This window comes from Rhodococcus sp. KB6 (genome assembly GCF_001445685.1).
Lineage (GTDB): Bacteria > Actinomycetota > Actinomycetes > Mycobacteriales > Mycobacteriaceae > Rhodococcus_F > Rhodococcus_F qingshengii.
In genome coordinates this window covers 37,447-57,762 of record NZ_LNAK01000010.1, presented here as the reverse complement: position 1 = coordinate 57,762, position 20,316 = coordinate 37,447, and the positions used below count along the sequence as shown (strand labels likewise).

General features: G+C 62.7%; 20 protein-coding genes. 1 reads left to right on the top strand and 19 read right to left on the bottom strand.

Annotation, left to right across the window (positions count from 1 at the left end):
• Positions 1-555: 555 nt before the first annotated feature.
• The gene (murA, locus tag ASU23_RS02185) at positions 556-1,815 is read right to left on the bottom strand and encodes a UDP-N-acetylglucosamine 1-carboxyvinyltransferase (RefSeq protein WP_007726224.1); all 1,260 of its coding nucleotides are present in this window, start codon (positions 1,813-1,815) and stop codon (positions 556-558) included.
• 54 nt (positions 1,816-1,869) lie between these two features.
• On the opposite strand from murA, the gene ASU23_RS02180 reads away from it, so the two are divergent.
• Positions 1,870-2,442, top strand: coding sequence for a cob(I)yrinic acid a,c-diamide adenosyltransferase (locus tag ASU23_RS02180; protein ID WP_003941362.1), 573 nt, complete (start codon positions 1,870-1,872; stop codon positions 2,440-2,442).
• Between the two features lie 10 nt (positions 2,443-2,452).
• Here the strand turns inward: ASU23_RS02180 and ASU23_RS02175 are convergent, their stop codons facing one another.
• From ASU23_RS02175 to thrB, 18 genes are all read right to left on the bottom strand, one after another.
• On the bottom strand, positions 2,453-2,875 hold the full coding sequence (locus ASU23_RS02175) for a DUF2550 domain-containing protein (protein WP_058037053.1): 423 nt from the start codon (positions 2,873-2,875) through the stop codon (positions 2,453-2,455).
• 49 nt (positions 2,876-2,924) lie between these two features.
• On the bottom strand, positions 2,925-3,293 hold the full coding sequence (locus tag ASU23_RS02170) for a F0F1 ATP synthase subunit epsilon (protein WP_003941287.1): 369 nt from the start codon (positions 3,291-3,293) through the stop codon (positions 2,925-2,927).
• A gap of 6 nt (positions 3,294-3,299) precedes the next feature.
• Positions 3,300-4,751 carry a F0F1 ATP synthase subunit beta gene (gene atpD, locus ASU23_RS02165; RefSeq protein WP_003941349.1) on the bottom strand — a complete coding sequence of 484 codons (1,452 nt, stop codon included), beginning with the start codon at positions 4,749-4,751 and terminating at the stop codon, positions 3,300-3,302.
• 3 nt (positions 4,752-4,754) lie between these two features.
• Complete coding sequence (locus tag ASU23_RS02160) at positions 4,755-5,738, bottom strand: F0F1 ATP synthase subunit gamma (protein WP_003941320.1); 984 nt, start codon at positions 5,736-5,738, stop codon at positions 4,755-4,757.
• A gap of 48 nt (positions 5,739-5,786) precedes the next feature.
• Positions 5,787-7,430 carry a F0F1 ATP synthase subunit alpha gene (gene atpA / locus ASU23_RS02155; protein WP_007726218.1) on the bottom strand — a complete coding sequence of 548 codons (1,644 nt, stop codon included), beginning with the start codon at positions 7,428-7,430 and terminating at the stop codon, positions 5,787-5,789.
• 62 nt (positions 7,431-7,492) lie between these two features.
• The gene (locus ASU23_RS02150) at positions 7,493-8,317 is read right to left on the bottom strand and encodes a F0F1 ATP synthase subunit delta (RefSeq protein ID WP_003941304.1); all 825 of its coding nucleotides are present in this window, start codon (positions 8,315-8,317) and stop codon (positions 7,493-7,495) included.
• A 5-nt stretch (positions 8,318-8,322) separates the two neighbouring features.
• On the bottom strand, positions 8,323-8,883 hold the full coding sequence (locus ASU23_RS02145) for a F0F1 ATP synthase subunit B (protein ID WP_003941337.1): 561 nt from the start codon (positions 8,881-8,883) through the stop codon (positions 8,323-8,325).
• A 7-nt stretch (positions 8,884-8,890) separates the two neighbouring features.
• Positions 8,891-9,133 (bottom strand): ATP synthase F0 subunit C, encoded by a 243-nt coding sequence (locus ASU23_RS02140; RefSeq protein ID WP_003941327.1) that lies wholly within the window; start codon positions 9,131-9,133, stop codon positions 8,891-8,893.
• 83 nt (positions 9,134-9,216) lie between these two features.
• Positions 9,217-10,044 carry a F0F1 ATP synthase subunit A gene (gene atpB, locus ASU23_RS02135; protein WP_020970049.1) on the bottom strand — a complete coding sequence of 276 codons (828 nt, stop codon included), beginning with the start codon at positions 10,042-10,044 and terminating at the stop codon, positions 9,217-9,219.
• 280 nt (positions 10,045-10,324) lie between these two features.
• A complete protein-coding gene (locus ASU23_RS02130) occupies positions 10,325-10,735 on the bottom strand; it encodes a hypothetical protein (protein WP_020970050.1) in 411 nt (136 codons plus the stop codon).
• Between the two features lie 92 nt (positions 10,736-10,827).
• Positions 10,828-12,015, bottom strand: coding sequence for a glycosyltransferase family 4 protein (locus ASU23_RS02125; protein ID WP_030537335.1), 1,188 nt, complete (start codon positions 12,013-12,015; stop codon positions 10,828-10,830).
• A complete protein-coding gene (gene glyA / locus ASU23_RS02120) occupies positions 12,012-13,337 on the bottom strand; it encodes a serine hydroxymethyltransferase (RefSeq protein ID WP_047270157.1) in 1,326 nt (441 codons plus the stop codon). The genes ASU23_RS02125 and glyA overlap by 4 nt, the downstream gene beginning before the upstream one ends.
• 2 nt (positions 13,338-13,339) lie before the next feature.
• A complete protein-coding gene (locus ASU23_RS02115; protein ID WP_003941345.1) occupies positions 13,340-14,002 on the bottom strand; it encodes an L-threonylcarbamoyladenylate synthase in 663 nt (220 codons plus the stop codon).
• Positions 13,999-14,931 (bottom strand): peptide chain release factor N(5)-glutamine methyltransferase, encoded by a 933-nt coding sequence (prmC, locus tag ASU23_RS02110; protein ID WP_054186744.1) that lies wholly within the window; start codon positions 14,929-14,931, stop codon positions 13,999-14,001. The genes ASU23_RS02115 and prmC overlap by 4 nt, the downstream gene beginning before the upstream one ends.
• 77 nt (positions 14,932-15,008) lie before the next feature.
• Positions 15,009-16,088, bottom strand: coding sequence for a peptide chain release factor 1 (gene prfA / locus ASU23_RS02105; protein WP_003941341.1), 1,080 nt, complete (start codon positions 16,086-16,088; stop codon positions 15,009-15,011).
• Between the two features lie 146 nt (positions 16,089-16,234).
• A complete protein-coding gene (gene rpmE / locus ASU23_RS02100; RefSeq protein ID WP_003941310.1) occupies positions 16,235-16,471 on the bottom strand; it encodes a 50S ribosomal protein L31 in 237 nt (78 codons plus the stop codon).
• Between the two features lie 225 nt (positions 16,472-16,696).
• Positions 16,697-18,835 (bottom strand): transcription termination factor Rho, encoded by a 2,139-nt coding sequence (gene rho / locus ASU23_RS02095; RefSeq protein ID WP_007726195.1) that lies wholly within the window; start codon positions 18,833-18,835, stop codon positions 16,697-16,699.
• 503 nt (positions 18,836-19,338) lie between these two features.
• The gene (gene thrB / locus ASU23_RS02090; RefSeq protein WP_007726194.1) at positions 19,339-20,283 is read right to left on the bottom strand and encodes a homoserine kinase; all 945 of its coding nucleotides are present in this window, start codon (positions 20,281-20,283) and stop codon (positions 19,339-19,341) included.
• Between the last annotated feature and the right edge of the window lie 33 nt (positions 20,284-20,316).

Sequence of the window (20,316 nt, the reverse complement as noted above, 5' to 3'; positions counted from 1 at the left end):
GCTAATCAGTCATAGACAAAAAGAGTCAAATCACTAGCAAAAAAACTCAACTAGCAAAAAATGTGTCGGCAACCATTCAGACGGAAGAATGAACAATCACCGACGAAAAATACTCACACCCCGAACATCAGAACCGAAACCCGAAGGCCCGGAACATCATCCGATATGTGAAGTACCAAAAAAATTTGGCACTGACATTCATCGACACACTGTTGAGTTCTCAAAGAACACGCACACACCATCACCACGACCCTATGGACGCCGCTCCGGGGCAACTTTCCCAGCCTATCCCAACCAAGTCACCGGCGCAAACCGGAACCCCGTGAAGAAAAACTGGATTGTGTTCGCCAGGCACTTCGTACAACCTCGTGTCACTCGCCGTGAAGGCGGGAGTCGGTGTCCGTGTCGCTCTGACCTGGAATAAGTTACGCGAACCTTCAATCAATTCACAAATCGCCTGGTCACTACAGCGATTGGCCGGCTAAGGCCAGGTCAGACTGTTGCGCCTATCTGCCAATCGCGAATAGACCCGAGTGTGACGCCGAGCACCGATACCTAGTCGGAGCCCACCCGCTCGATCACTCCCCCGAGTCCACGGAGATTCTCGACGAATCGCGGGTACCCACGGTCGATGTGGAAGATGTCGTGAACTTCGGTGGTTCCGTCCGCAACCAACCCCGCAAGCACGAGCCCGGCGCCGGCCCGAATGTCCGAAGACCACACCGGCGCACTCGACAACACTGGAACTCCGCGGATCACCGCATGGTGACCGTCAGTTCGGGCGTCGGCGCCGAGTCGGATCATTTCCTCGACAAATCGGAAGCGCGATTCGAACACGTTCTCGGTGATCATCGACGTGCCTTCGGCAACCGCAGCCAAACCGATTGCCATCGGCTGCAGGTCGGTCGGGAATCCGGGGTACGGCAATGTTGCGAAATTGACCGCTTTGGGCCGTTCACGCTGAATGACGCGGAAACCGTCAACCTCGGGAGTCACCTCCGCGCCGGCTGTCCGAAGCTTGTCGAGGACCAACCCGAGATGCTTGTGGTTCACCCCGCGAACTCGGACGTCACCCCTGGTCATGGAGGCAGCGACACCCCATGTTGCGGCAACGATCCGGTCACCGATGACGCGGTGCGTAGTCGGTTCCAACTTGCGGACGCCTTGAATGGTGAGCGTCGAACTTCCGCCGCCAGATACCTTGGCGCCCATCTCGTTGAGCATGTTGCACAGATCCACGATCTCGGGCTCACGTGCAGCGTTGTCGATCACTGTCTCACCACGGGCGAGGACCGCTGCCATCAAGATGTTCTCGGTTGCACCCACAGACGGGAAGACCAGGCGGATGTTCGCTCCATGCAGGTCGTCTGCCTCGGCAACTACACATCCGTGTTCGATCTCGCTGCGCGCACCCAACAGGCGGAGCCCGGATTGGTGCATGTCGAGGGGCCTCGAACCGATGGCGTCACCGCCAGGCAAGGCAACAACAGCGCGTCGACAACGCGCGACCAGCGGACCGAGAACACACACTGACGCTCGGAACTGTTTCACCGCATCGAAGTCAGCGTGATACTTCGGCTCGGCCGGCGTCGTGATCCGCACTTCGGAATCTTCGAGTTCGACTTCGCAGCCCAGACCTCGCAGAACGTCCGCCATCAGCGGTACGTCGAGAATGTCCGGGCAGTTGGTCACGACAGTGGTGCCTTCGGCCAACAGCGCCGCGGCCATCAGCTTCAGCACACTGTTCTTGGCCCCTCCCACCAGTACTTCACCTTCGAGGCGGTTACCCCCGGTCACAAGAAAGTGCTCACTCACGGTTCACAGCCTAGAGCCACAACCTCGTCGGCACCGCGCCGGTACCGTAGCCCTATGTCTGTTCACCTGACGAAGATCTACACCCGGACCGGCGACGACGGGACCACGGGCCTCAGCGATTTTTCCCGCGTGTCCAAGAACGATCCGCGTCTGATCGCCTACGCGGATTGCGACGAGACCAATGCAGCGATCGGTGTGGCCGTTGCCCTCGGCACTCCCCCGGAGAATCTCCTCGCAATGCTGCGCCAGATCCAGAACGACCTTTTCGACGCAGGGGCCGACTTGTCCACCCCCGTGGTCGAGAACCCGAAGTACCCGCCGCTACGAGTGACTCAGTCCTACATCGATCGACTCGAAGGGTGGTGCGATGAGCTCAATGAGCAACTGGCACCGTTGAATTCGTTCATTCTGCCGGGCGGAACCGCCTTGGGAGCCCTGCTTCACGTAGCAAGAACCGTCTCGCGCCGTGCGGAGCGTGCGGCTTGGTCCGCCATCGATGCGAACCCGGAGGACACGAGCGTGCTCCCCGCGAAATACCTCAACAGATTGTCGGATCTGCTCTTCATCATGGGAAGAGTGGCAAATCCTGAAGGCGATGTGCTCTGGAAGCCCGGCGCCGGAGCTTGAGCGGAACCGGTCAGGCGGTGCGTCGCCTACGGGCGCGCCCGTCCGGCCGCGATTCCACCCAGGACAGGAACGCTGTCAATGCTCCACTGTCCAAAGCGATTTCGTAGGCCGACGAGCCGTCATTGACCTTGACCACGACGATGTCGTCGCTCATGATGTCGAATTCGGTACCCGAGGGAGAGCGACGGCTCTCGACCTCGATTCCTTGACGATCAATCCTGGAGTCCGGGCCCGGCCGCAGACTCGACAGTTTGAAAAAGACAAAGGTGCTTTCGCCGTAGCGAATGATTCCGTGACGCCACCCGCTGTCCCCCGGGGATGGCAGAACACGAAGCAGTGCAGCGGTACCGCCGCGACGCAGAACCACCAGACGATACAGAAAAGCCGCGACGAGAACCGCGAGCAGCACAACCAGAATGATCAACACAGTCATTCCGAATGTCACTGTTCGTCGGCTTCCGTCGCGGCTTTACTCGAGTAACTTACGCGCGCTCGACGGCCCGGAGCTGACCCTTGGCGACCGCAATCGCTTCGAGGTCGCCCGAGTTCTCCGCCAAGACAGCCTTGGCTGCCTCGACGTCGATGTCCTGTGCCATGTCCGCGGACTCGGCAAGGATCGTCACCGTCGTCGCAGTGACGGAGAGAAATCCTCCGTGTACCGCAGCAACGATACGCTCGCCGTCGACCGAGGTGATCGACACGGTTCCGCCCTCGATCAGCTGGCCGAGGACCGGCTCATGCCCAGGCATGATTCCGATTTCACCCTCGGTGGTCTGAGCGCTGACCAGCGTCGCCGAACCAGACCACAAGCGCTGCTCGACGGCAACGAGTTCTACGGTCATCTCAGCCATCGTGGACTACTTCCCGGCCATCTTCTTGGCTGCAGCCTCGACGTCGTCGAGTCCACCGCAGCTGTTGAACGCCTGCTCGGGCAGGTGATCGAACTCGCCCTTGCAGACGCGGTCGAAGGCTTCGATCGTGTCGCGGAGCGGCACGACGGAGCCGGGCTCACCGGTGAACTTCTCGGCAACGATGAAGTTCTGGCCGAGGAACTTCTGGATACGACGGGCGCGGCCGACGAGGACCTTGTCCTCTTCCTGAAGCTCGTCCATACCGAGGATGGCGATGATGTCCTGCAGTTCCTTGTACTTCTGCAGGATGCGCTTGACCTCGTTGGCAACGCGGAAGTGCTCGGCACCGACGATGCCGGGCTCCAGGATGCGGGAGGTCGAGCTCAGCGGATCCACAGCGGGGTAGATACCCATCTGCGAAATCGGGCGCGAGAGCTCGGTGGTGGCATCGAGGTGCGCGAACGTCGTAGCCGGCGCGGGGTCGGTGTAGTCGTCGGCGGGCACGTAAATAGCCTGCAGCGAGGTGATCGAGCGACCGCGAGTCGAGGTGATGCGCTCCTGGAGCTCACCCATCTCGTCCGCCAGCGTGGGCTGGTAGCCCACTGCCGAAGGCATACGGCCGAGGAGGGTGGAAACCTCGGAGCCTGCCTGCGTGAAGCGGAAGATGTTGTCGATGAACAGCAGAACGTCCTGGCCCTGGACGTCGCGGAAGTACTCCGCCATCGTCAGTGCGGACAGGGCGACGCGCATACGCGTTCCGGGCGGCTCGTCCATCTGGCCGAAGACTAGGGCGGTGTCCTGGAGGACGCCCATCTCTTCCATTTCCAGGTGGAGGTCGGTGCCCTCACGGGTACGCTCACCGACGCCTGCGAACACCGAGGTGCCCGAGAACTCGCGAGCGATACGCGTGATCATTTCCTGGATCAGAACGGTCTTGCCGACGCCGGCGCCACCGAACAGGCCGATCTTTCCACCCTTGACGTACGGGGTGAGAAGGTCGATGACCTTGATGCCGGTCTCGAGGATCTCGGTCTTACCTTCGAGCTGATCGAAGGCTGGTGGCTTGCGGTGGATGCCCCACTGCTCGCCGTCGCGGCCGAGGCCCGGGGTGTCGAGGCAATCGCCCAGTGCGTTGAACACGTGGCCCTTGACGACGTCACCGACGGGAACCGAGATCGGCTTGCCCGAGTCGGTCACTGCAGTGCCGCGGACGAGTCCGTCGGTGGGCTGCATGGAGACGGTGCGGACCAGGTTGTCACCGAGGTGCTGTGCAACCTCGAGCGTCAGCGTCTTGGCGACCGAGGGAAGCGTGATCTCGGCGTTCAGGGCGTTGAACAGTTCAGGAACAGCGCCACGCGGGAATTCAACGTCCACGACGGGACCGATGACCCGCACGACGCGACCGGCTACGGCCGAAGCCGAACCTGCCCCGTTGTTTTCGGTTACTGCTGCGGTCATGTGCTAGTCACTTCCTGCGCTCGAGGCGAGCGCGTTGGCGCCGCCGACGATCTCGCTGATTTCCTGGGTGATCTGGGCCTGGCGAGCCTGGTTGGCCTGACGGCTCAACGTGTTCACCAGTTCGTTTGCGTTGTCCGTCGCGGCCTTCATGGCAGTACGACGGGCTGCCGACTCCGATGCCGCAGCATCGAGAAGCGACGAGAAGATACGAGTGCTGACGTACTTCGGGAGAAGAGCACCGAGAAGCTTCTCGGGCTCGGGCTCGAAGCTGAAGTCCGCGACGGGGCCATTGTCATGGTCGTCGTCGTGGCCATTCGTCAGCATGTCGTCACCGAGTTCGATGCGCTCTTCCGACACGAAGACCTCGAGAGGAGCCATACGGCGAACCTCGGGAGTCTGCGTCAGCATCGACACGAAGCGGGTGTAGACGATATGGAGTTCGTCGACGCCCTCGATCGTGCCTTCACCGTTCGGAGCGGCAACCTGGTTACCCGAACCAGCCATGAACAGCTCCACCAGGTGGCGGCTGGCCTTCGCTGCATCCGAGTAACCCGGATCCTGCGAGAAGCCCGTCCACGCAGCACCGATGTCGCGGCCGCGGAACGTGTAGTAGCCGAGCCCCTTGGAACCGAGCACGTACACGACCGGCTCCTTGCCCTCGCTGCGGAGGAGAGCCATGAGCTCTTCTGCCTGCTTGAGGACGTTGGAGTTGTAGCCACCACACATGCCGCGGTCACTGGTGACAACGAGGACCGCTGCCCGCTTGGGCTCCGGACGCTCGTTGAGCAACGGGTGATCGAGCGAAGCAGACGCACTCGCCAATTCGGTGAGTACCTTCGTGATCTCCTCGGCATACGGCTTGGACGCGGCGACGCGAATCTGAGCCTTGGTGATACGCGAAGTCGCGATCAGTTCCTGTGCCTTGGTGATCTTCTTGGTCGAGTTGACCGACTTGATACGAGACCGCAATTCGAGAATGCTCGCCATCGATCAATCACTCTCCCTTCGGAATTCGCAGTGTCATGGGCGCGTACGTCACTTGCTGACGGTCTTGCGCTTGACGTTGATCTGCTCGTTCGCGACCTCGTCGGCGCCCAAAGCGTCAGCCTCGGCTTCGTTCACTACCCGGCTTCCGTCGGATGCGATGAAGCCTTCCTTGAACTTGTTCGTCGCGGCGATCAGCTCAGCAGCGTTGTCGGCATCGAGTGCCTTACCGCCGTTGATGCTGGAGTAGACGCCAGCAGCCGAGTGCTTGAGGTCTTCGAGCAGTTCCTTCTCGAAGCGACGGACGTCGCCGATCGGAACGCTGTCGAAGATGCCTTCGCCGGCCAGGTAGATCGAGACGATCTGGTCCTCGACGGGGATCGGGCTGTACTGATCCTGCTTGAGCAGCTCGACCAGACGGGCCCCGCGCTCGAGCTGAGCCTTGGAGGCAGCGTCGAGGTCGGAAGCGAAGGCGGAGAACGCTTCGAGCTCACGGAACTGAGCCAGTTCCAGACGCAGCGAACCGGAAACCTTCTTCATGCCCTTGGTCTGTGCAGCGCCACCGACGCGGGAGACCGAGATACCGACGTTGATCGCGGGGCGAACGCCCTTGTTGAACAGGTCGGACTCGAGGAACACCTGACCGTCGGTGATGGAGATGACGTTGGTCGGGATGTACGCCGAGACGTCGTTCGCCTTGGTCTCGATGATCGGCAGAGCCGTCAGCGAGCCACCGCCGAGTGCGTCGGACAGCTTCGCCGAACGCTCCAGCAGACGGGAGTGCAAGTAGAAGACGTCACCGGGGTAAGCCTCGCGTCCCGGCGGGCGACGCAGCAGCAGCGAGATGGCGCGGTACGCCTCTGCCTGCTTGGTCAGGTCGTCGAACACGACCAGAACGTGCTTGCCCTGGTACATCCAGTGCTGGCCGATGGCCGAGCCGGTGTACGGTGCGAGCCACTTGAAGCCTGCGGAATCAGATGCCGGAGCAGCAACGATGGTGGTGTACTCCATCGCGCCCTTCTCCTCGAGGGCAGCCTTGACGCCCGCGATGGTGGAACCCTTCTGACCGATGGCAACGTAGATGCAGCGCACCTGCTTGTTGACATCGCCGGAATCCCAGTTGGCCTTCTGGTTCAGGATGGCGTCGATGCAGACCGCGGTCTTGCCGGTCTTGCGGTCGCCGATGATGAGCTGGCGCTGGCCGCGGCCGATCGGGGTCATGGCGTCGATAGCCTTGATACCGGTCTGGAGCGGCTCTTCGACCGGCTGGCGCTCGAGCACCGAAGCGGCCTGGAGCTCGAGTGCACGGTTCTCGGTGCTCTCGATCTCGCCGAGGCCGTCGATGGGCGCACCCAGCGGGTCGATGACGCGGCCGAGGAAAGCATCGCCGACGGGAACCGACAGAACGTCGCCCGTGCGCTTTACTTCCTGGCCTTCTTGAATGTTCTGGTAATCGCCAAGGATGACGGCACCGATTTCGGTGGCATCCAGGTTGAGCGCGACGCCGACGATTCCACCGGGGAACTCCAACAGCTCGTTGGACATAGCCGAAGGCAGGCCAGAGACGTGCGCAATGCCGTCACTGGTGTCGGTCACTGTGCCGACCTCCTCACGGGAGGCCTCCGGGGAGTAGCTCGCGGTGTAGTTGTCGATCGCGCTACGGATCTCGTCGGAGGAGATCGTCAGCTCCGCCATGTTTTTCCTGCTCTCGGTGTCTGGTCTTCGAAAAGATCTGGAGTATGTGTTCGGCTGAAGGACTACTTGAGGTTCTTCCGCAGTGCTGCGAGTCGACCCGCTGCGCTGCCGTCGATAACCTCGTCGCCCACCCGGACGACCAAGCCGCTGAGGAGTTCTGGATCGACCTCGACGTGCACTGCTACCGGCTTCCCGTAGGTGCGGGTAAGAGTGCTCGCCAAGCGATCCGACTGCTCCGAGCTCAACGCCGAGGCGCTGCGAACGTGAGCAACGGTGGTATCGCGCTGCGCTGCGGCAAGATTCGACAGCTGATCGAAAGTGTCTGCGGGTGCAGACTTCAACCGGCCGACAGCCTGTCCGGCGAGTGCCTCGGTGACCGCGGTGACCTTGCCGTAGAGCAAGCGGGAGAGGAACTCACGCTTGCGGGCTGCGGGAACCGACAGATCCGAGAGCGTCTGCTCCAGGCTGGGATCCCCTGCCACGATGCGACCGAGACGGAAGAGCTCGTCCTCAACGGTGTCCAACTGGCTCTGATCGGCTGCGGCGCGGAGCAGAGCTTCGCGTCCGAGCAGTTCGAGCGAGTTGACCAAGTCGCGGGCCGCAGACCAGTCCTGGCCTGCAGCTGCCTTCACGGTGGCGAGCGCCTCGGCGCCGACCTTTCCGGAGAACAACTGCTCTGCCAAAGCCTGGCGACCAGCGGCCGGTGCCGAAGCGTCAGCCAGCGCGCTGCGAAGAGCGCGCTGGCCGTCGAGTACCTCGACCACCGAGAAGAGCTCGGACCCAGCCTGAGCAGAAGCAGCAGTTGCGGCTCCTGCAGAGACGGCGCCCAGGGCACTGCTCAGCGCAGAACGAGTCTGCGCCAAGGCTTCACGGCTCGCTGCGTACATGTTGCTCACTTCCTGGCTGAATCAGCGCTGACGGTGTCGAGCTCGTTGAGGAAACGATCAACCGTTCCGGCGCGCTTCACGTCGTCGGCGAGGGACTCCCCGATGACCTTCTCGGCCAGGTCTACAGCGGTCTTGCCGAGATCCGAGCGGAGCTCAGCGACAATCTGCTGACGCTGGGCGACGAGCTGGCTGTGGCCTGCGGCCACGATGCGGTCGCTCTCGTCCTGCGCCTGAACCTTCATGTCAGCGATGATCTGCTGACCCTGGGTACGCGCTTCCTCACGGATCTGCGCTGCCTCGGTACGAGCTTCGGCGAGCTGCGCGCGGTACTGCTCGAGCGCTGCTGCTGCCTCCGCCTGTGCGTCTTCGGCTTTCTTGATGCCGCCCTCGATCTGCTCGGTGCGTTCGGCCAAGACCTTCTGGAACTTCGGAAGAACGAGCTTCCAGAAGACGAAACCAACTACTACGAGCGCGACCGCGGACCACACGATGTCGTATGTCTCGGGGATGAGGGGATTGTGTTCAGTCGTCCCCTCCGCCGCGAGAATTGCGATGGTGGCTGCCATGTCGGTCTTAGAAGATGAAGCCGGCGACGAGGCCGATCAGCGCGAGGGCCTCGGTGAATGCAATACCGAGGAACATGGTGGTACGAACCTGGCCGGCCATCTCGGGCTGGCGGACCATGCCTTCGATTGCCTTGCCCACAACGATGCCCACGCCGATGCCGGGGCCGATTGCTGCGAGGCCGTAGCCGATGGCTCCGTAGCCGCGCGACTTGGTCTCGACAACTTCCTGAGCGAGGTAAGCGATGCTCATGGTGTTCCATTCCCTTTCTGTTGACCTCCGCCGGATTCGGCAAGAGGCTCAGTTCTTGGTGTAGCTGGTGAGGAGGTAAAAGGTCAGTGCTCGTCGGCGTGGAGCGCCAGATCGATGTACACCGCGGTCAGCAACGCGAACACGTAAGCCTGCAGGAAGATGACCAGCAGCTCGAAGAACGTGAATGCGATACCGGCGATGATCGACGGAACGCCGAAGATCGCCTGGAATCCGCCGGACACGAAGAAGAAGTAGTTCGTCGCGCTGAAGAACAGCACCAGCAGGATGTGGCCGGCCAACATGTTGGCCATGAGACGAACCATCAGCGTGAACGGGCGCAGGATGAAGGTCGAGATGAACTCGATGGGCACCAACAAGAAGTGCAGGGGCAGCGGGACGCCGGGAACGACGATGCTGCTCTTGACGTACTTGAAGAAGCCGTACTTCTTGATTCCGACGTAGTTGAACACGATGTAGGCGAGCGCCGCGAGTACCAGGGGCATACCGATTCGTGCGTTCGGCGAGATGTTCAGGAAAGGAATGATGCTGGCCAGGTTGCTGGCGACCACGATGAAGAAGATCGTCGTGATGACCGGCAGGAAGCGCTTGCCCTGTTCCTTGCCCAGGATCTCCTCGGCGATGTTGATACGAACGAAGTCGAGCGCAAGCTCGGCGGCGTTCTGCATCCCACGGGGAACCAATCGAGGACTGCGCATCGCGATCACGAAGAAGGCTGCGACCAGCACCGACATCAGCAGACGAATCAGCATCAGACGGTCGAGCTCGAAGGGGCCCGCGTGAATCAACACGGAGGGCGGGAAAAAATCGTCTAGTGACGGCGCATGGAATTCATCCGCGGCCAGGGTGGTGACGCTCAGCGTTCTCTCCCGTAGTCGGTCCGCAGCCATCATTGACTGCGGTTCGATCGGACATTGACGATCTACAAGTCGACAAGTTCGACTCGCGCATTCGTCAGCAGCTGGAGAACCCTAGAGGGGCCTGGCGTCTGTCGGTGTCGGCGACTCTCGTCGACTCAGTGGTCAGAATTTCGACCACCTGCGAGCACATGGCATCGTCGGCTGAGTGTTACTCGGCCCACCATTGCTCTCGCTTGAACCGAACCTTATCAAGTCATCTACGACATTGTGTAGATGGGGTACCTGGAAGTCCGATTAGTTACCTCTTGTAGTACTACTCGTCGTCGTCGACGTTGCTGCTGGGAGTGGGATCGACGTACGGAGTTTTGGTTCCCAGGACGCCGTAAGTCTCCGCACCGAGCACCACGACCAGCGACATGATGATGACCAGGACGAGGGCGGTCTTGTTGTAGAAATCCATGTCCGAGAGGACAAAGAGAACCACCATCGCGAGAATCATCTTCAGCAGCCAGGTACCGAGCAGAACGGCACCGGCCGTGAGCGCAGGCAGCTTCGCTGTGAGCAGCACGCCCAACGCCGTGAACAAGATGAACCCGCCGCCGACGGCTGCGCCGATCAAAGCGCCGTAGACGCCTTCCTTACCGGCGAAGAGCCCGCCCAGGAGCGCGCCGACCACGGCCAGCGCGATCAGCCCCATCACACCCCACTTCACGGCCGACTTCATGGCGGCGGTCGAATCAGGGATGGGTTGCGAGGCAGGTACAGGCTGCGGCGTGTTCGTCACGATGCCCAAGGGTAATGGATCGGAAAACTTGGCTAGCGACGCTGCTGCTTGCGATCGATCAGGGAAGGCACCGCAGTGAAGAACAACGCAAGAACCAAACCGGCCGCGACGAGTACAACAACCAGCTGACGATTGAGCAGCGAGGATCCGACGGCACCGAACGCCAGGACGCTGACCCACAGGTAGATGACCAGCACAACTCGTCGGTGCGTGTGTCCGATCTGCAAGAGGCGATGATGCAGGTGCATCTTGTCCGGACTGAACGGACTGACGCCCGCTTTCGTCCGGCGGATCACGGCCAGGAGCATGTCCAGCATCGGGATGAACATCACAGCCCCGACCAGCAACAACGGCGCGAGGAGGCCGACGAGGTCGCGGGTTCCGTAAGCAGCGAGCGGAATACGACCGGATGCACTGGTGGAGATCGCGGCCAGCATGAGACCGATCAACATCGACCCGGAATCGCCCATGAAAATGCGCGCTGGATTGAAGTTGTGTGGAAGAAAACCGAGACAAGCGCCTGCCAAGGCCGCCGCGATCATCGCCGGCGGGTAGACACTCGCGTCGCCGCCCTGATCGTGGAGAAGACCGATCGAGAAGATGAGGATGGCGAGCGCCGCGATCAGCCCCAACCCGGCGGCCAATCCGTCGAGACCGTCGACAAAATTCATGGCGTTGATGGTCGCGACGGCAACAGCAACGGTGAACAGTCCGGATTGAATCTGATCGAGGATGATGGTGGACCCACCGTCACCGCCGAACGGGTTGTAGATGATGAACCAGCTGACGCCCATCACCACGAGAACGCCGGCAGCAGTCACCTGACCGACAAATTTGGTGAGGGCGTCGAGGCCCCACCTGTCGTCGATCACACCCACGAGGACGATGACGGCGCCAGCTACGAGCGCAGCGTGTACGTCAGGACTGCCGAAGCCGAAACCTCTTGTGAGCGCGGGTAATTGCTGCGCGAACAGCAGACCGACAGCCATGCCGACATACATTCCGACGCCACCGAGGCGCGGAATCGGCTCGACGTGAACGTCCCGATCACGAGGAATCGCGACAGCGCCGAACCTCAGCGCCAACAACCGGACTGCGCCAGTCGCCAGGTAGGTCACCACCGCCGCCGTACACAGCACGAGCAAAAGTTCACGGATGGGAACACCCGCTCCCCCGCCACCCTGTGCCAGATACGTGGTCGCCTCGTAGGAAGTGATCACTGCTCGAGATCACCCGTCTGGCGGGCATAGGCAGGCTTTGCCCGGACCAGTTCGCGAACGCCGTCGGCAACTGCTGCCAACTCGGCCTCTCCTGACGTGGTGGCGGGGTCCGCGACAACTGCGCGCGCGATCAACTCCCCCACCACGCTCATGTCGGAGCGGTTGAAACCCTGGGTCGTCACGGCCGCGGACCCGACGCGGATTCCGGACGTGACGGCGGGCGACTGCGGATCGAACGGAATCGCGTTCTTGTTGAGCGTGATCGAAGCCAGTCCGCACCTACGCTCGGCGTCGACGCCGGTGACACCGCTTGCGCGCAGGTCGAGAAGCGCCAGATGTGTGTCGGTTCCACCGGACACGGTGCGCAGGCCGCGAGCTTCCAACGACTGCGCGAGTGCCGATGCGTTGGCAACCACTTCCTGTGCATACCAACGATATTCCGGCGTCGACGCCTCTTTGAACGCAACCGCTTTCCCGGCGATCGCATGCATCATCGGGCCGCCTTGAATGAAGGGGAACACCGCGCGATCTACAGCCGAGGCATGCTCGCTGCGGCACAGGATCATTCCGCCGCGCGGGCCTCTGAGGACTTTGTGCGTCGTCGCGGAGACGACGTCGGCGTACGGAACGCACGAAGGTATCGCCCGGCCTGCCACGAGTCCGATGAAGTGGGCGGCGTCGACCCACAGGATCGCACCGACCTCGTCTGCGATCGAGCGGAAGGCTGCGAAGTCGATGGTGCGGGAGTACGCGGTCGCGCCGGCGACGATGATTTTCGGCTTGTGCGCCAGAGCCAGGGTGCGAACCTCGTCGTAGTCGATCAATTCGGTGGCCGAATCGACGTGATAGGGAACGGTGGTGAACCACTGCCCAGAAAAGCTGACGCGAGACCCGTGAGTCAGATGCCCACCGTGCGGCAGACTCATCGCCAATACGGTGTCGCCGGGCTTGGCGAATGCGGCGTACACCGCGAGATTCGCAGTGGCCCCCGAATGCGGTTGGACGTTGACGTGCTCGGCGCCGAACAGCGCCTTTGCCCGATCGATCGCCAGATTCTCGGCTACGTCGACGTACTCGCACCCGCCGTAGTAACGCCGACCCGGATAGCCCTCGGCGTACTTGTTGCTCAGGGTCGAACCCAAGGCAGCCAGTACGGCAGGGCTGGTGAAGTTCTCGCTCGCGATGAGTTGAAGTCCGTCGCGCTGACGCTCGAGTTCGGCCAGCGCAACAGCCGCGATCTCGGGGTCTGCCGTGGCAAGCTCACCGAAATCCGGTCCCCAATACGTGGATTCCCCCGCGCGCTCGCCGCCGGCGCCGACCATCGTTACGAAACTCCCTCTACGAGACTTTCCGGACTGGTGCCCAATACCTCGGCGATGGATTCTGCCGAGACGGCACCCACTCGCAAGATACGCGGTGAATTGCCGGTCAGGTCGACGATCGTGGAAGCAACGGCGTGTTCGGCCTTGCCCCCGTCGAGATACACGCTGGCAGATCCGCCGAGCTGATCTCGGGCTTCCTCGACGGTAGTTGCCGGCGGACGCCCCGAAATGTTGGCGCTCGAGACGGCAAGCGGTCCGACATCGCGCAACAGTTCGAGGGCAACCGGGTGGAGGGGCATGCGGAGCATGACGGTTCCGCGGGTATCACCGAGGTCCCAGGCAAGTGAAGGCGCCTGCTCGACGACCAGGCTCAGTCCGCCGGGCCAGAATGCTCGGATCAGATCCCGTGCCTGCGGGCGCACGCTGTAGACGAGCCCGTCGATGGTGTTCCACGATCCGACCAGAACCGGGACGGGCATGTCTCGCCCGCGTCCCTTGGCGCGCAACAGACTCGTGACAGCTTCGCTGTCGAACGCGTCGGCGGCGAGTCCGTAAAGGGTGTCGGTAGGGAGAACTACGAGTCGGCCGGCCTTGAGCGCGTTCTTCGCGGCGGCCAAGCCTGCGGTTCGGGAATCTGTCTGACTGCAGTCGTACACGGTACTCACTCAGCCATCCTTTCACTCTGCGCTTCGGGCGTTCGATTCCGCTGTGCTTCGACGTCGGTGGCGACACGTCTGGCGACGACGAATCGCGGACGACCGGCAAGATCTGGATGCTGCGCGACCTCGCCGAATACCCGGCGCGCCGAGAACAGCGCAGCGACGCCGTCCCCGTTGGTGTCGTCGTGCTCGATGCCTGCCGCGCCGCCGATTCGAAGCCACCGCGCGATGTTGCTGATCATGGGTTTGATGACGGACAGACCGTCGACGCCACCGAACAACGCGGTGTGCGGGTCGTAATCCATGACCTCAGGCTGCAATTGCGCGCCTTCCGGGATGTACGGCGGATTGGACACGACCAGATCGACGCCGCCCTCGAGCCCTGGCAACAGGTTCCGATCGGTGACATCACCCTGATGCAGATGGATCGGTGTATCACCGGCGGCCTCGCGGTCGGCAGCATTACGACGCGCCCACGCCAGGGCGGCGGGCTCCTTCTCCACGGCGTGAACGACGGCGTCCGGACGGGCCTCGGCGATGGACAGCGCGAGTACACCCGATCCCGTACACAGGTCCAGAACTACCGGCGGCTTGCTTCCGCAACCTTCGAGGAACGAGAGTGCCCAACCCATGAGCAGTTCGGTTTCCGGCCGCGGAATGAAGACACCCGGCCCGACAGCGACGTCGATGTTGCCCATCGACGCGACTCCGATGATGTGCTGCAACGGAATCCGCTTCACCCGTTGGGCAACCAACTCGTCGAACGCCGCGATGACCTCGGGATCGACCAACGGAATCAGTCCGAGACGCGTGCGTTCGACCCCGAGCAGGTGGGATGCCAACAACTCGGCGTCGGTGCGTGGGCTGGGCACACCTGCGGCGTCGAGCTGTTTTGCAGCTTCGATCAGCGCCAAACGAAGTGGAAGTCGACTCACGGGTACAGCCTGCCACGCTCGACCGACACGCGGTTCACCGAGTTCCCGGCGGGATGGAGGTCAGTCATGGTCTGCATCTACTCGGCCGCGAGACGCGCCTCTCGGTCCGCCTTGCCCAATGCATCGAGAAGTGCGTCGAGCTCACCGTCGAGCACCGCGTCGAGGTTGTGCGACTTGAATCCGATGCGGTGATCGGTGATGCGGTTCTCGGGGAAGTTGTAGGTGCGGATGCGCTCCGAACGGTCCACCGTCCGAACCTGACTCTGGCGGCCTGCCGACGCTTCTGCGTCCGCGGCCTCCTCGGCGACTACCTGCAAACGGGCTGCAAGGACCTGCATGGCGCGCGCCTTGTTCTGGAGCTGCGAACGCTCGTTCTGGCAGGTGACGACGATGCCGGTCGGAAGGTGCGTGATTCGGACAGCAGAGTCGGTCGTGTTGACGCCCTGACCGCCCTTGCCGGACGAACGGTAGACGTCGATACGCAGGTCACTCTCGTCGATCTGGACCTGCTCGACCTCTTCGGGCTCCGGGTAGACCAGAACGCCGGCAGCCGAAGTGTGAACGCGCCCCTGGGATTCGGTGACGGGCACTCGCTGGACGCGGTGAACGCCGCCCTCGAACTTCAGCCGCGCCCACACTCCGTCCGGGGTGTCCGACTTGCTCTTGATCGACAGCGTGGCTTCCTTGTATCCGCCGAGATCGGAGACCGTCGCGTCGAGAATCTCGACGCGCCAGCCATGCCGTTCCGCGTAGCGGACGTACATGCGGGCCAGGTCCGAGGCGAAGAGCGCGGATTCTTCGCCGCCCTCACCGGACTTCACTTCGAGGACGATGTCGTCGCCGTCATGCGGATCACGCGGCGCCAACTGATCGGTAAGCGTCTGCTCGAGCTGCGCGACCTCGGCTTCGAGATCGGGGATCTCGGCGGCGAAGCTGGAATCGTCGGCGGCTAGTTCGCGCGCGGCTTCCAGATCGTCCTGCGCAGCGGTGAGCTTGTTGTACGTCGACATGATCGGCGAGAGCTCGGAGAACCGTTTACCGACGCGCCTGGCAGCGGCAGGGTCGTTGTGCAGCGCCGGATCGGACATCTGTGCTTCGAGACCGGCGTGCTCCGCCAAGATGTCGTCGATGGCCGAGGGCTGGGTTGCGCCTGCCATGGTTCGCTCCGCTCTGAGTTTCGATTCCTACGGTGCGCGCTTGAAGGTATTTCGACGCCGGGACCCGGGAAACGCGCAAACCGAGTGCAGGCACAAAAAAGCCGACGCCCGATCTGCGCATGGCAGATCGGGCGTCGGCGGAACAGCTAGGACTCGGTGGCCGGGACCTTGCTGTCTGCGCGCTTGCCGTAGCGAGCCTCGAAACGAGCGACGCGTCCACCGGTGTCGAGAATCTTCTGCTTGCCCGTGTAGAACGGGTGGCACTGCGAGCAAACCTCGACGTTGATGCGTCCGGACTCCTTGGTGCTGTGGGTCTCGAACGTGTTACCGCAACCGCAGACGACGGTGGTCGCTACGTAGGTTGGGTGGATTCCTGCCTTCATGGTGTCCCTTTCAATGGTCGCCGGGTCGACGTCGCCAATCGACATCGTGAACCGGAACCGGACTCGGCCGTTCAGTATGCCAGATGCGGTACCTCACCGGATAATCCGCGTCTCGCACGCCTCGGGGTGGCTGTACGAAGTTGTCAACGCACTGCCCCTCGGTTTTGTTCCGCCCACGTCAAAGGCCCACAACCAGCTGGTTGTGGGCCTTTGACGTCGAGTCGATCAGTCGTCGATCGCACCCGGTGCGGTCTTGGAGACCTGCATCAGGAACTCGAGGTTGTTCTTGCTCTTCTTCAGTCGATCGATCAGCAGATCGATCGCCTGATGCGAGTCCAGACCGGACAGGACGCGGCGGAGCTTGTGCAGCACCGCAGCTTCGTCCGGGCTCAGGAGCAACTCGTCCTTACGCGTGCTGGACGGGTTGACGTCCACGGCCGGGAACACGCGGCGTTCGGCGATCTTGCGATCGAGCTTGAGCTCGGCGTTGCCGGTGCCCTTGAACTCTTCGAAGATCACGGTGTCGCCGGTGGATCCGGTCTCGACCATTGCGGTAGCGATGATGGTGAGCGATCCACCGTTCTCGATGTTGCGGGCAGCACCGAGGAAACGCTTCGGCGGGTAGAGCGCCGTCGAGTCGACACCACCGGAGAGGATGCGTCCCGACGCCGGCGAGGAGTTGTTGTACGCACGACCCAGACGCGTGATGGAGTCGAGCAGTACGACGACGTCCTTACCCATCTCGACCAGGCGCTTCGCACGCTCGATTGCCAGCTCGGCAACTGCGGTGTGATCTCCCGGCGGGCGGTCGAAGGTGGAGGAAATGACCTCACCCTTCACGCTGCGCTGCATGTCGGTCACTTCCTCGGGACGCTCGTCCACGAGGATGACCATCAGATAGCACTCAGGATTGTTGGTGGCGACCGCATTCGCGATCGCCTGCAACACGCTGGTCTTACCGGCCTTGGGCGGGCTGACGATGAGGGCACGCTGGCCCTTACCGATGGGCATCACCAGGTCGATGACACGCGTGGTGAGAATGTGCTGCTCGGTCTCGAGGCGCAGACGCTGGTTCGGGTACAGCGGCGTGAGCTTGTTGAACTCGGGGCGCTTCTTCGCGGCCTCGACGTCGCCGCCGTTGACCGTGTCGATACGGACCAGCGGGTTGAACTTCTGACGCTGGCTGCCCTGCTCACCGTCACGCGAGACGCGGACGGCACCGGTGATGGCGTCGCCACGGCGAAGGCCGTTCTTGCGGATCAGGTTCATGGAGACGTAGACGTCGTTGGGACCGGCGAGGTACCCGGACGTACGCACGAAGGCGTAATTGTCGAGGACGTCGAGGATGCCGGCGACCGGCTGAAGGACGTCGTCCTCACGAATCTCGGTCTCGCGCGAATCGTTGGGTGCGCCACCCTCACCGCGGTCGCGACCACGGCCACGGCGCTCGCGGAAACGGCGTCCGCGGCGTCCGCGTCCACCCTCTTCGTCGTCGTCCGGTCCGTTGTTGCGGTTGTCCGTGCGAGGACCGGCGTTGTTCTGGCCGGCGTTGTTCTGATTGCCGCGGTCCTGACGGTCCTGGCGATCCTGGCGATCCTGGTTGCCCCGGTTGCCCTGGTTCTCGCGCTGGCCCTGGTTGTCCCGCTGGCCCTGGTTGTCCCGGTTTCGCTCGCGGCGGGGACGCTCGTTGCCCTGCTCGGCGGGAGCCTGATCAGCGTCGGACTTGCCCTCGGTGCGCGCAGGACGCTCGGCCGGAGCCTCGGCCTTGGCGGTCTCGGCGACCTTCGAAGAATCGGCGGCCTTCGCGGTGTCCGCGTCGGACTTCACCGAAGGAGCTTCCTGCTCGATGCTCAGTTCACCCTGGTCGGGTGAACCTGCACGACGAGCGGCGCCACGACGCTGACGTCCGCGACGGGGTGCGCTCTGATCGGAATCCTCGGCGGATTCCGTACGCGCAGGCGCGGCCTCGGCAGGAGCCGACTCGGCTGCCGGAGCTGTTTCGGCTGCGGGGGTTTCGGTGCGTGCGGCGCGAGTGCTCTTGGCACGAGTGCGCGCAACGGGTGCGTCGTCGAGAGTGAGTTCACTCTGTGCGGGTGCAGCCTTTGCGCTGCCGCCCTGGCGCTCCTTGATGGCTGCGATCAGGTCACCCTTGCGCATGCCGGAAGTGCCTTTGATGCCCAGTTCACCCGCAAGAGTGCGGAGTTCGGTGAGCACCATGCCGGAGAGTCCGGCACCACGGCGCGTTTCGGCACGCTTCGTGGAGGTCGCCACCGCACCGTTCGATGCTGAAGATGACGCCTGAGAATTGTCGCCTGATTCCGACCCGGCGGGTGCAGAAGTGGCGATGAGGTCCGTATCGGTCACGGAGGTCCTTTCCTTCCCTCACTCGCACTGCGCAAAGTCGAGGGTTCGTCCCGCAGTTCGATTGAATACCGAACTCGGTGGTGCCGTACGTGGTTGCTGTCCAGAACTGCCGGCTTGTCCGCCGTCACATGATTGTCGGAAACTCTCGCCTCAAACTTTTCATGCGCTCGCAAACCTGCCCAACGCGCCTTCGTCGACGATTCACTCCCCCGTGTGTTGAACCCCAGAGTGATGGAACCTTTGAGTGTTCGATCCGCGGAGGATTCAAACCTTCGGAGAAGGTACAAGCGTGAGGATCATGCCTGCGAGAATCATGCCAAGGACTGTGGACCCCGATTGGGAAGGAGTTTTGCCCCCTGGTGATGCACCGGCGACTGACGCGCACGATGTACGGACATAGCCCAGGATAGCGCCCAAACCTGAGTCCGGCAAGAATTTGGACGACTGGGTGTGTCAGTTCACTACCGATCGGTAGTGGGCGATCACCAGGACCAAGGCAGGGATCAGACCGTCGTCGTGGATACTTCGACGCCGTCGGCGATGTCCAATTCGAGCACACGTAGTCCGTCTGCCCGCGCCGCTTCCGCGAGTTCGACGGGGAAAGGTTCTGTGCTGAGCGCCAACACGGTGGGGCCGGCTCCCGAAACGGTCGCAGCAATACCCGCCTCGCGCAGGATCCCGATCCATCGCGTCGTGAGCGGAAGCGCGGGTGCGCGCTGTGCCTGATGCAGGCGATCCTCGGTGGCCGCCATCAACAGATCGGGCCGAGCAGTGAGCGCAACGACGGCGAGCGCGCTGCGGCTCGCGTTGAACGAGGCATCCTGGTGCGGAACCAATTCGGGCAGGAGCCCGCGAGTGTGTGCGGTGGACGACCGCTCCTCGGGAACCAGTGCCACAGCACGGATGTCGGGATGGACGTCGAGTTTGGCCGCGGAGTAGATCGGCTCGTCGCCTTCGACGGCCGGTGGGCAACTCCACGAGACGACTGCGCCACCGAGAACACTGGCAGACGCGTTGTCCGGGTGACCTTCGAACTCGGACGAGAGTTGAACCAACTGCTCTTCCGTCAAGCCGATCTCGGCATCGAGAGCGCGCGCCAGACCGTTGGCTGCTGCCAATCCACCGACAGCCGCGGAAGCCGAGGATCCCAACCCGCGCGAATGCGGAATCGCGTTGCGGCACAACACGTCCAGGCCACTGGCCCACACTCCGGCCGCCTCGAGACCACGCTCGATGGCGCGGACCACGAGATGCGAAGGACCCCAGGGCACGTCGGCAGCGCCTTCACCTTCGACGCGAATCTGAAGGCCTGAATCCGTTGTGGTGACTACGATTTCGTCGTACAACCCCAACGCCAGACCGAGGGTGTCGAACCCCGGCCCCAAGTTCGCACTCGAGGCCGGGACGCGAGCAGTCACCGAAAGGCCGATAGGCAGGGTTATAGTCATGTCAGACACCGGATTCCGCGGAGTGGTCGATGA

What these genes read in the sequence shown, in the direction of transcription:
- ASU23_RS02180 (WP_003941362.1), top strand. Translation starts at nt 1,870, where the DNA reads ATGTCTGTTCACCTGACGAAGATCTACACCCGGACCGGCGACGACGGG.
- ASU23_RS02175 (WP_058037053.1), bottom strand. Translation starts at nt 2,875, where the DNA reads ATGACTGTGTTGATCATTCTGGTTGTGCTGCTCGCGGTTCTCGTCGCG.
- ASU23_RS02170 (WP_003941287.1), bottom strand. Translation starts at nt 3,293, where the DNA reads ATGGCTGAGATGACCGTAGAACTCGTTGCCGTCGAGCAGCGCTTGTGG.
- atpD (WP_003941349.1), bottom strand. Translation starts at nt 4,751, where the DNA reads ATGACCGCAGCAGTAACCGAAAACAACGGGGCAGGTTCGGCTTCGGCC.
- ASU23_RS02160 (WP_003941320.1), bottom strand. Translation starts at nt 5,738, where the DNA reads ATGGCGAGCATTCTCGAATTGCGGTCTCGTATCAAGTCGGTCAACTCG.
- atpA (WP_007726218.1), bottom strand. Translation starts at nt 7,430, where the DNA reads ATGGCGGAGCTGACGATCTCCTCCGACGAGATCCGTAGCGCGATCGAC.
- ASU23_RS02150 (WP_003941304.1), bottom strand. Translation starts at nt 8,317, where the DNA reads ATGTACGCAGCGAGCCGTGAAGCCTTGGCGCAGACTCGTTCTGCGCTG.
- ASU23_RS02145 (WP_003941337.1), bottom strand. Translation starts at nt 8,883, where the DNA reads ATGGCAGCCACCATCGCAATTCTCGCGGCGGAGGGGACGACTGAACAC.
- ASU23_RS02140 (WP_003941327.1), bottom strand. Translation starts at nt 9,133, where the DNA reads ATGAGCATCGCTTACCTCGCTCAGGAAGTTGTCGAGACCAAGTCGCGC.
- atpB (WP_020970049.1), bottom strand. Translation starts at nt 10,044, where the DNA reads ATGATGGCTGCGGACCGACTACGGGAGAGAACGCTGAGCGTCACCACC.
- ASU23_RS02130 (WP_020970050.1), bottom strand. Translation starts at nt 10,735, where the DNA reads ATGAAGTCGGCCGTGAAGTGGGGTGTGATGGGGCTGATCGCGCTGGCC.
- glyA (WP_047270157.1), bottom strand. Translation starts at nt 13,337, where the DNA reads ATGGTCGGCGCCGGCGGCGAGCGCGCGGGGGAATCCACGTATTGGGGA.
- prfA (WP_003941341.1), bottom strand. Translation starts at nt 16,088, where the DNA reads ATGGCAGGCGCAACCCAGCCCTCGGCCATCGACGACATCTTGGCGGAG.
- rpmE (WP_003941310.1), bottom strand. Translation starts at nt 16,471, where the DNA reads ATGAAGGCAGGAATCCACCCAACCTACGTAGCGACCACCGTCGTCTGC.
- thrB (WP_007726194.1), bottom strand. Translation starts at nt 20,283, where the DNA reads ATGACTATAACCCTGCCTATCGGCCTTTCGGTGACTGCTCGCGTCCCG.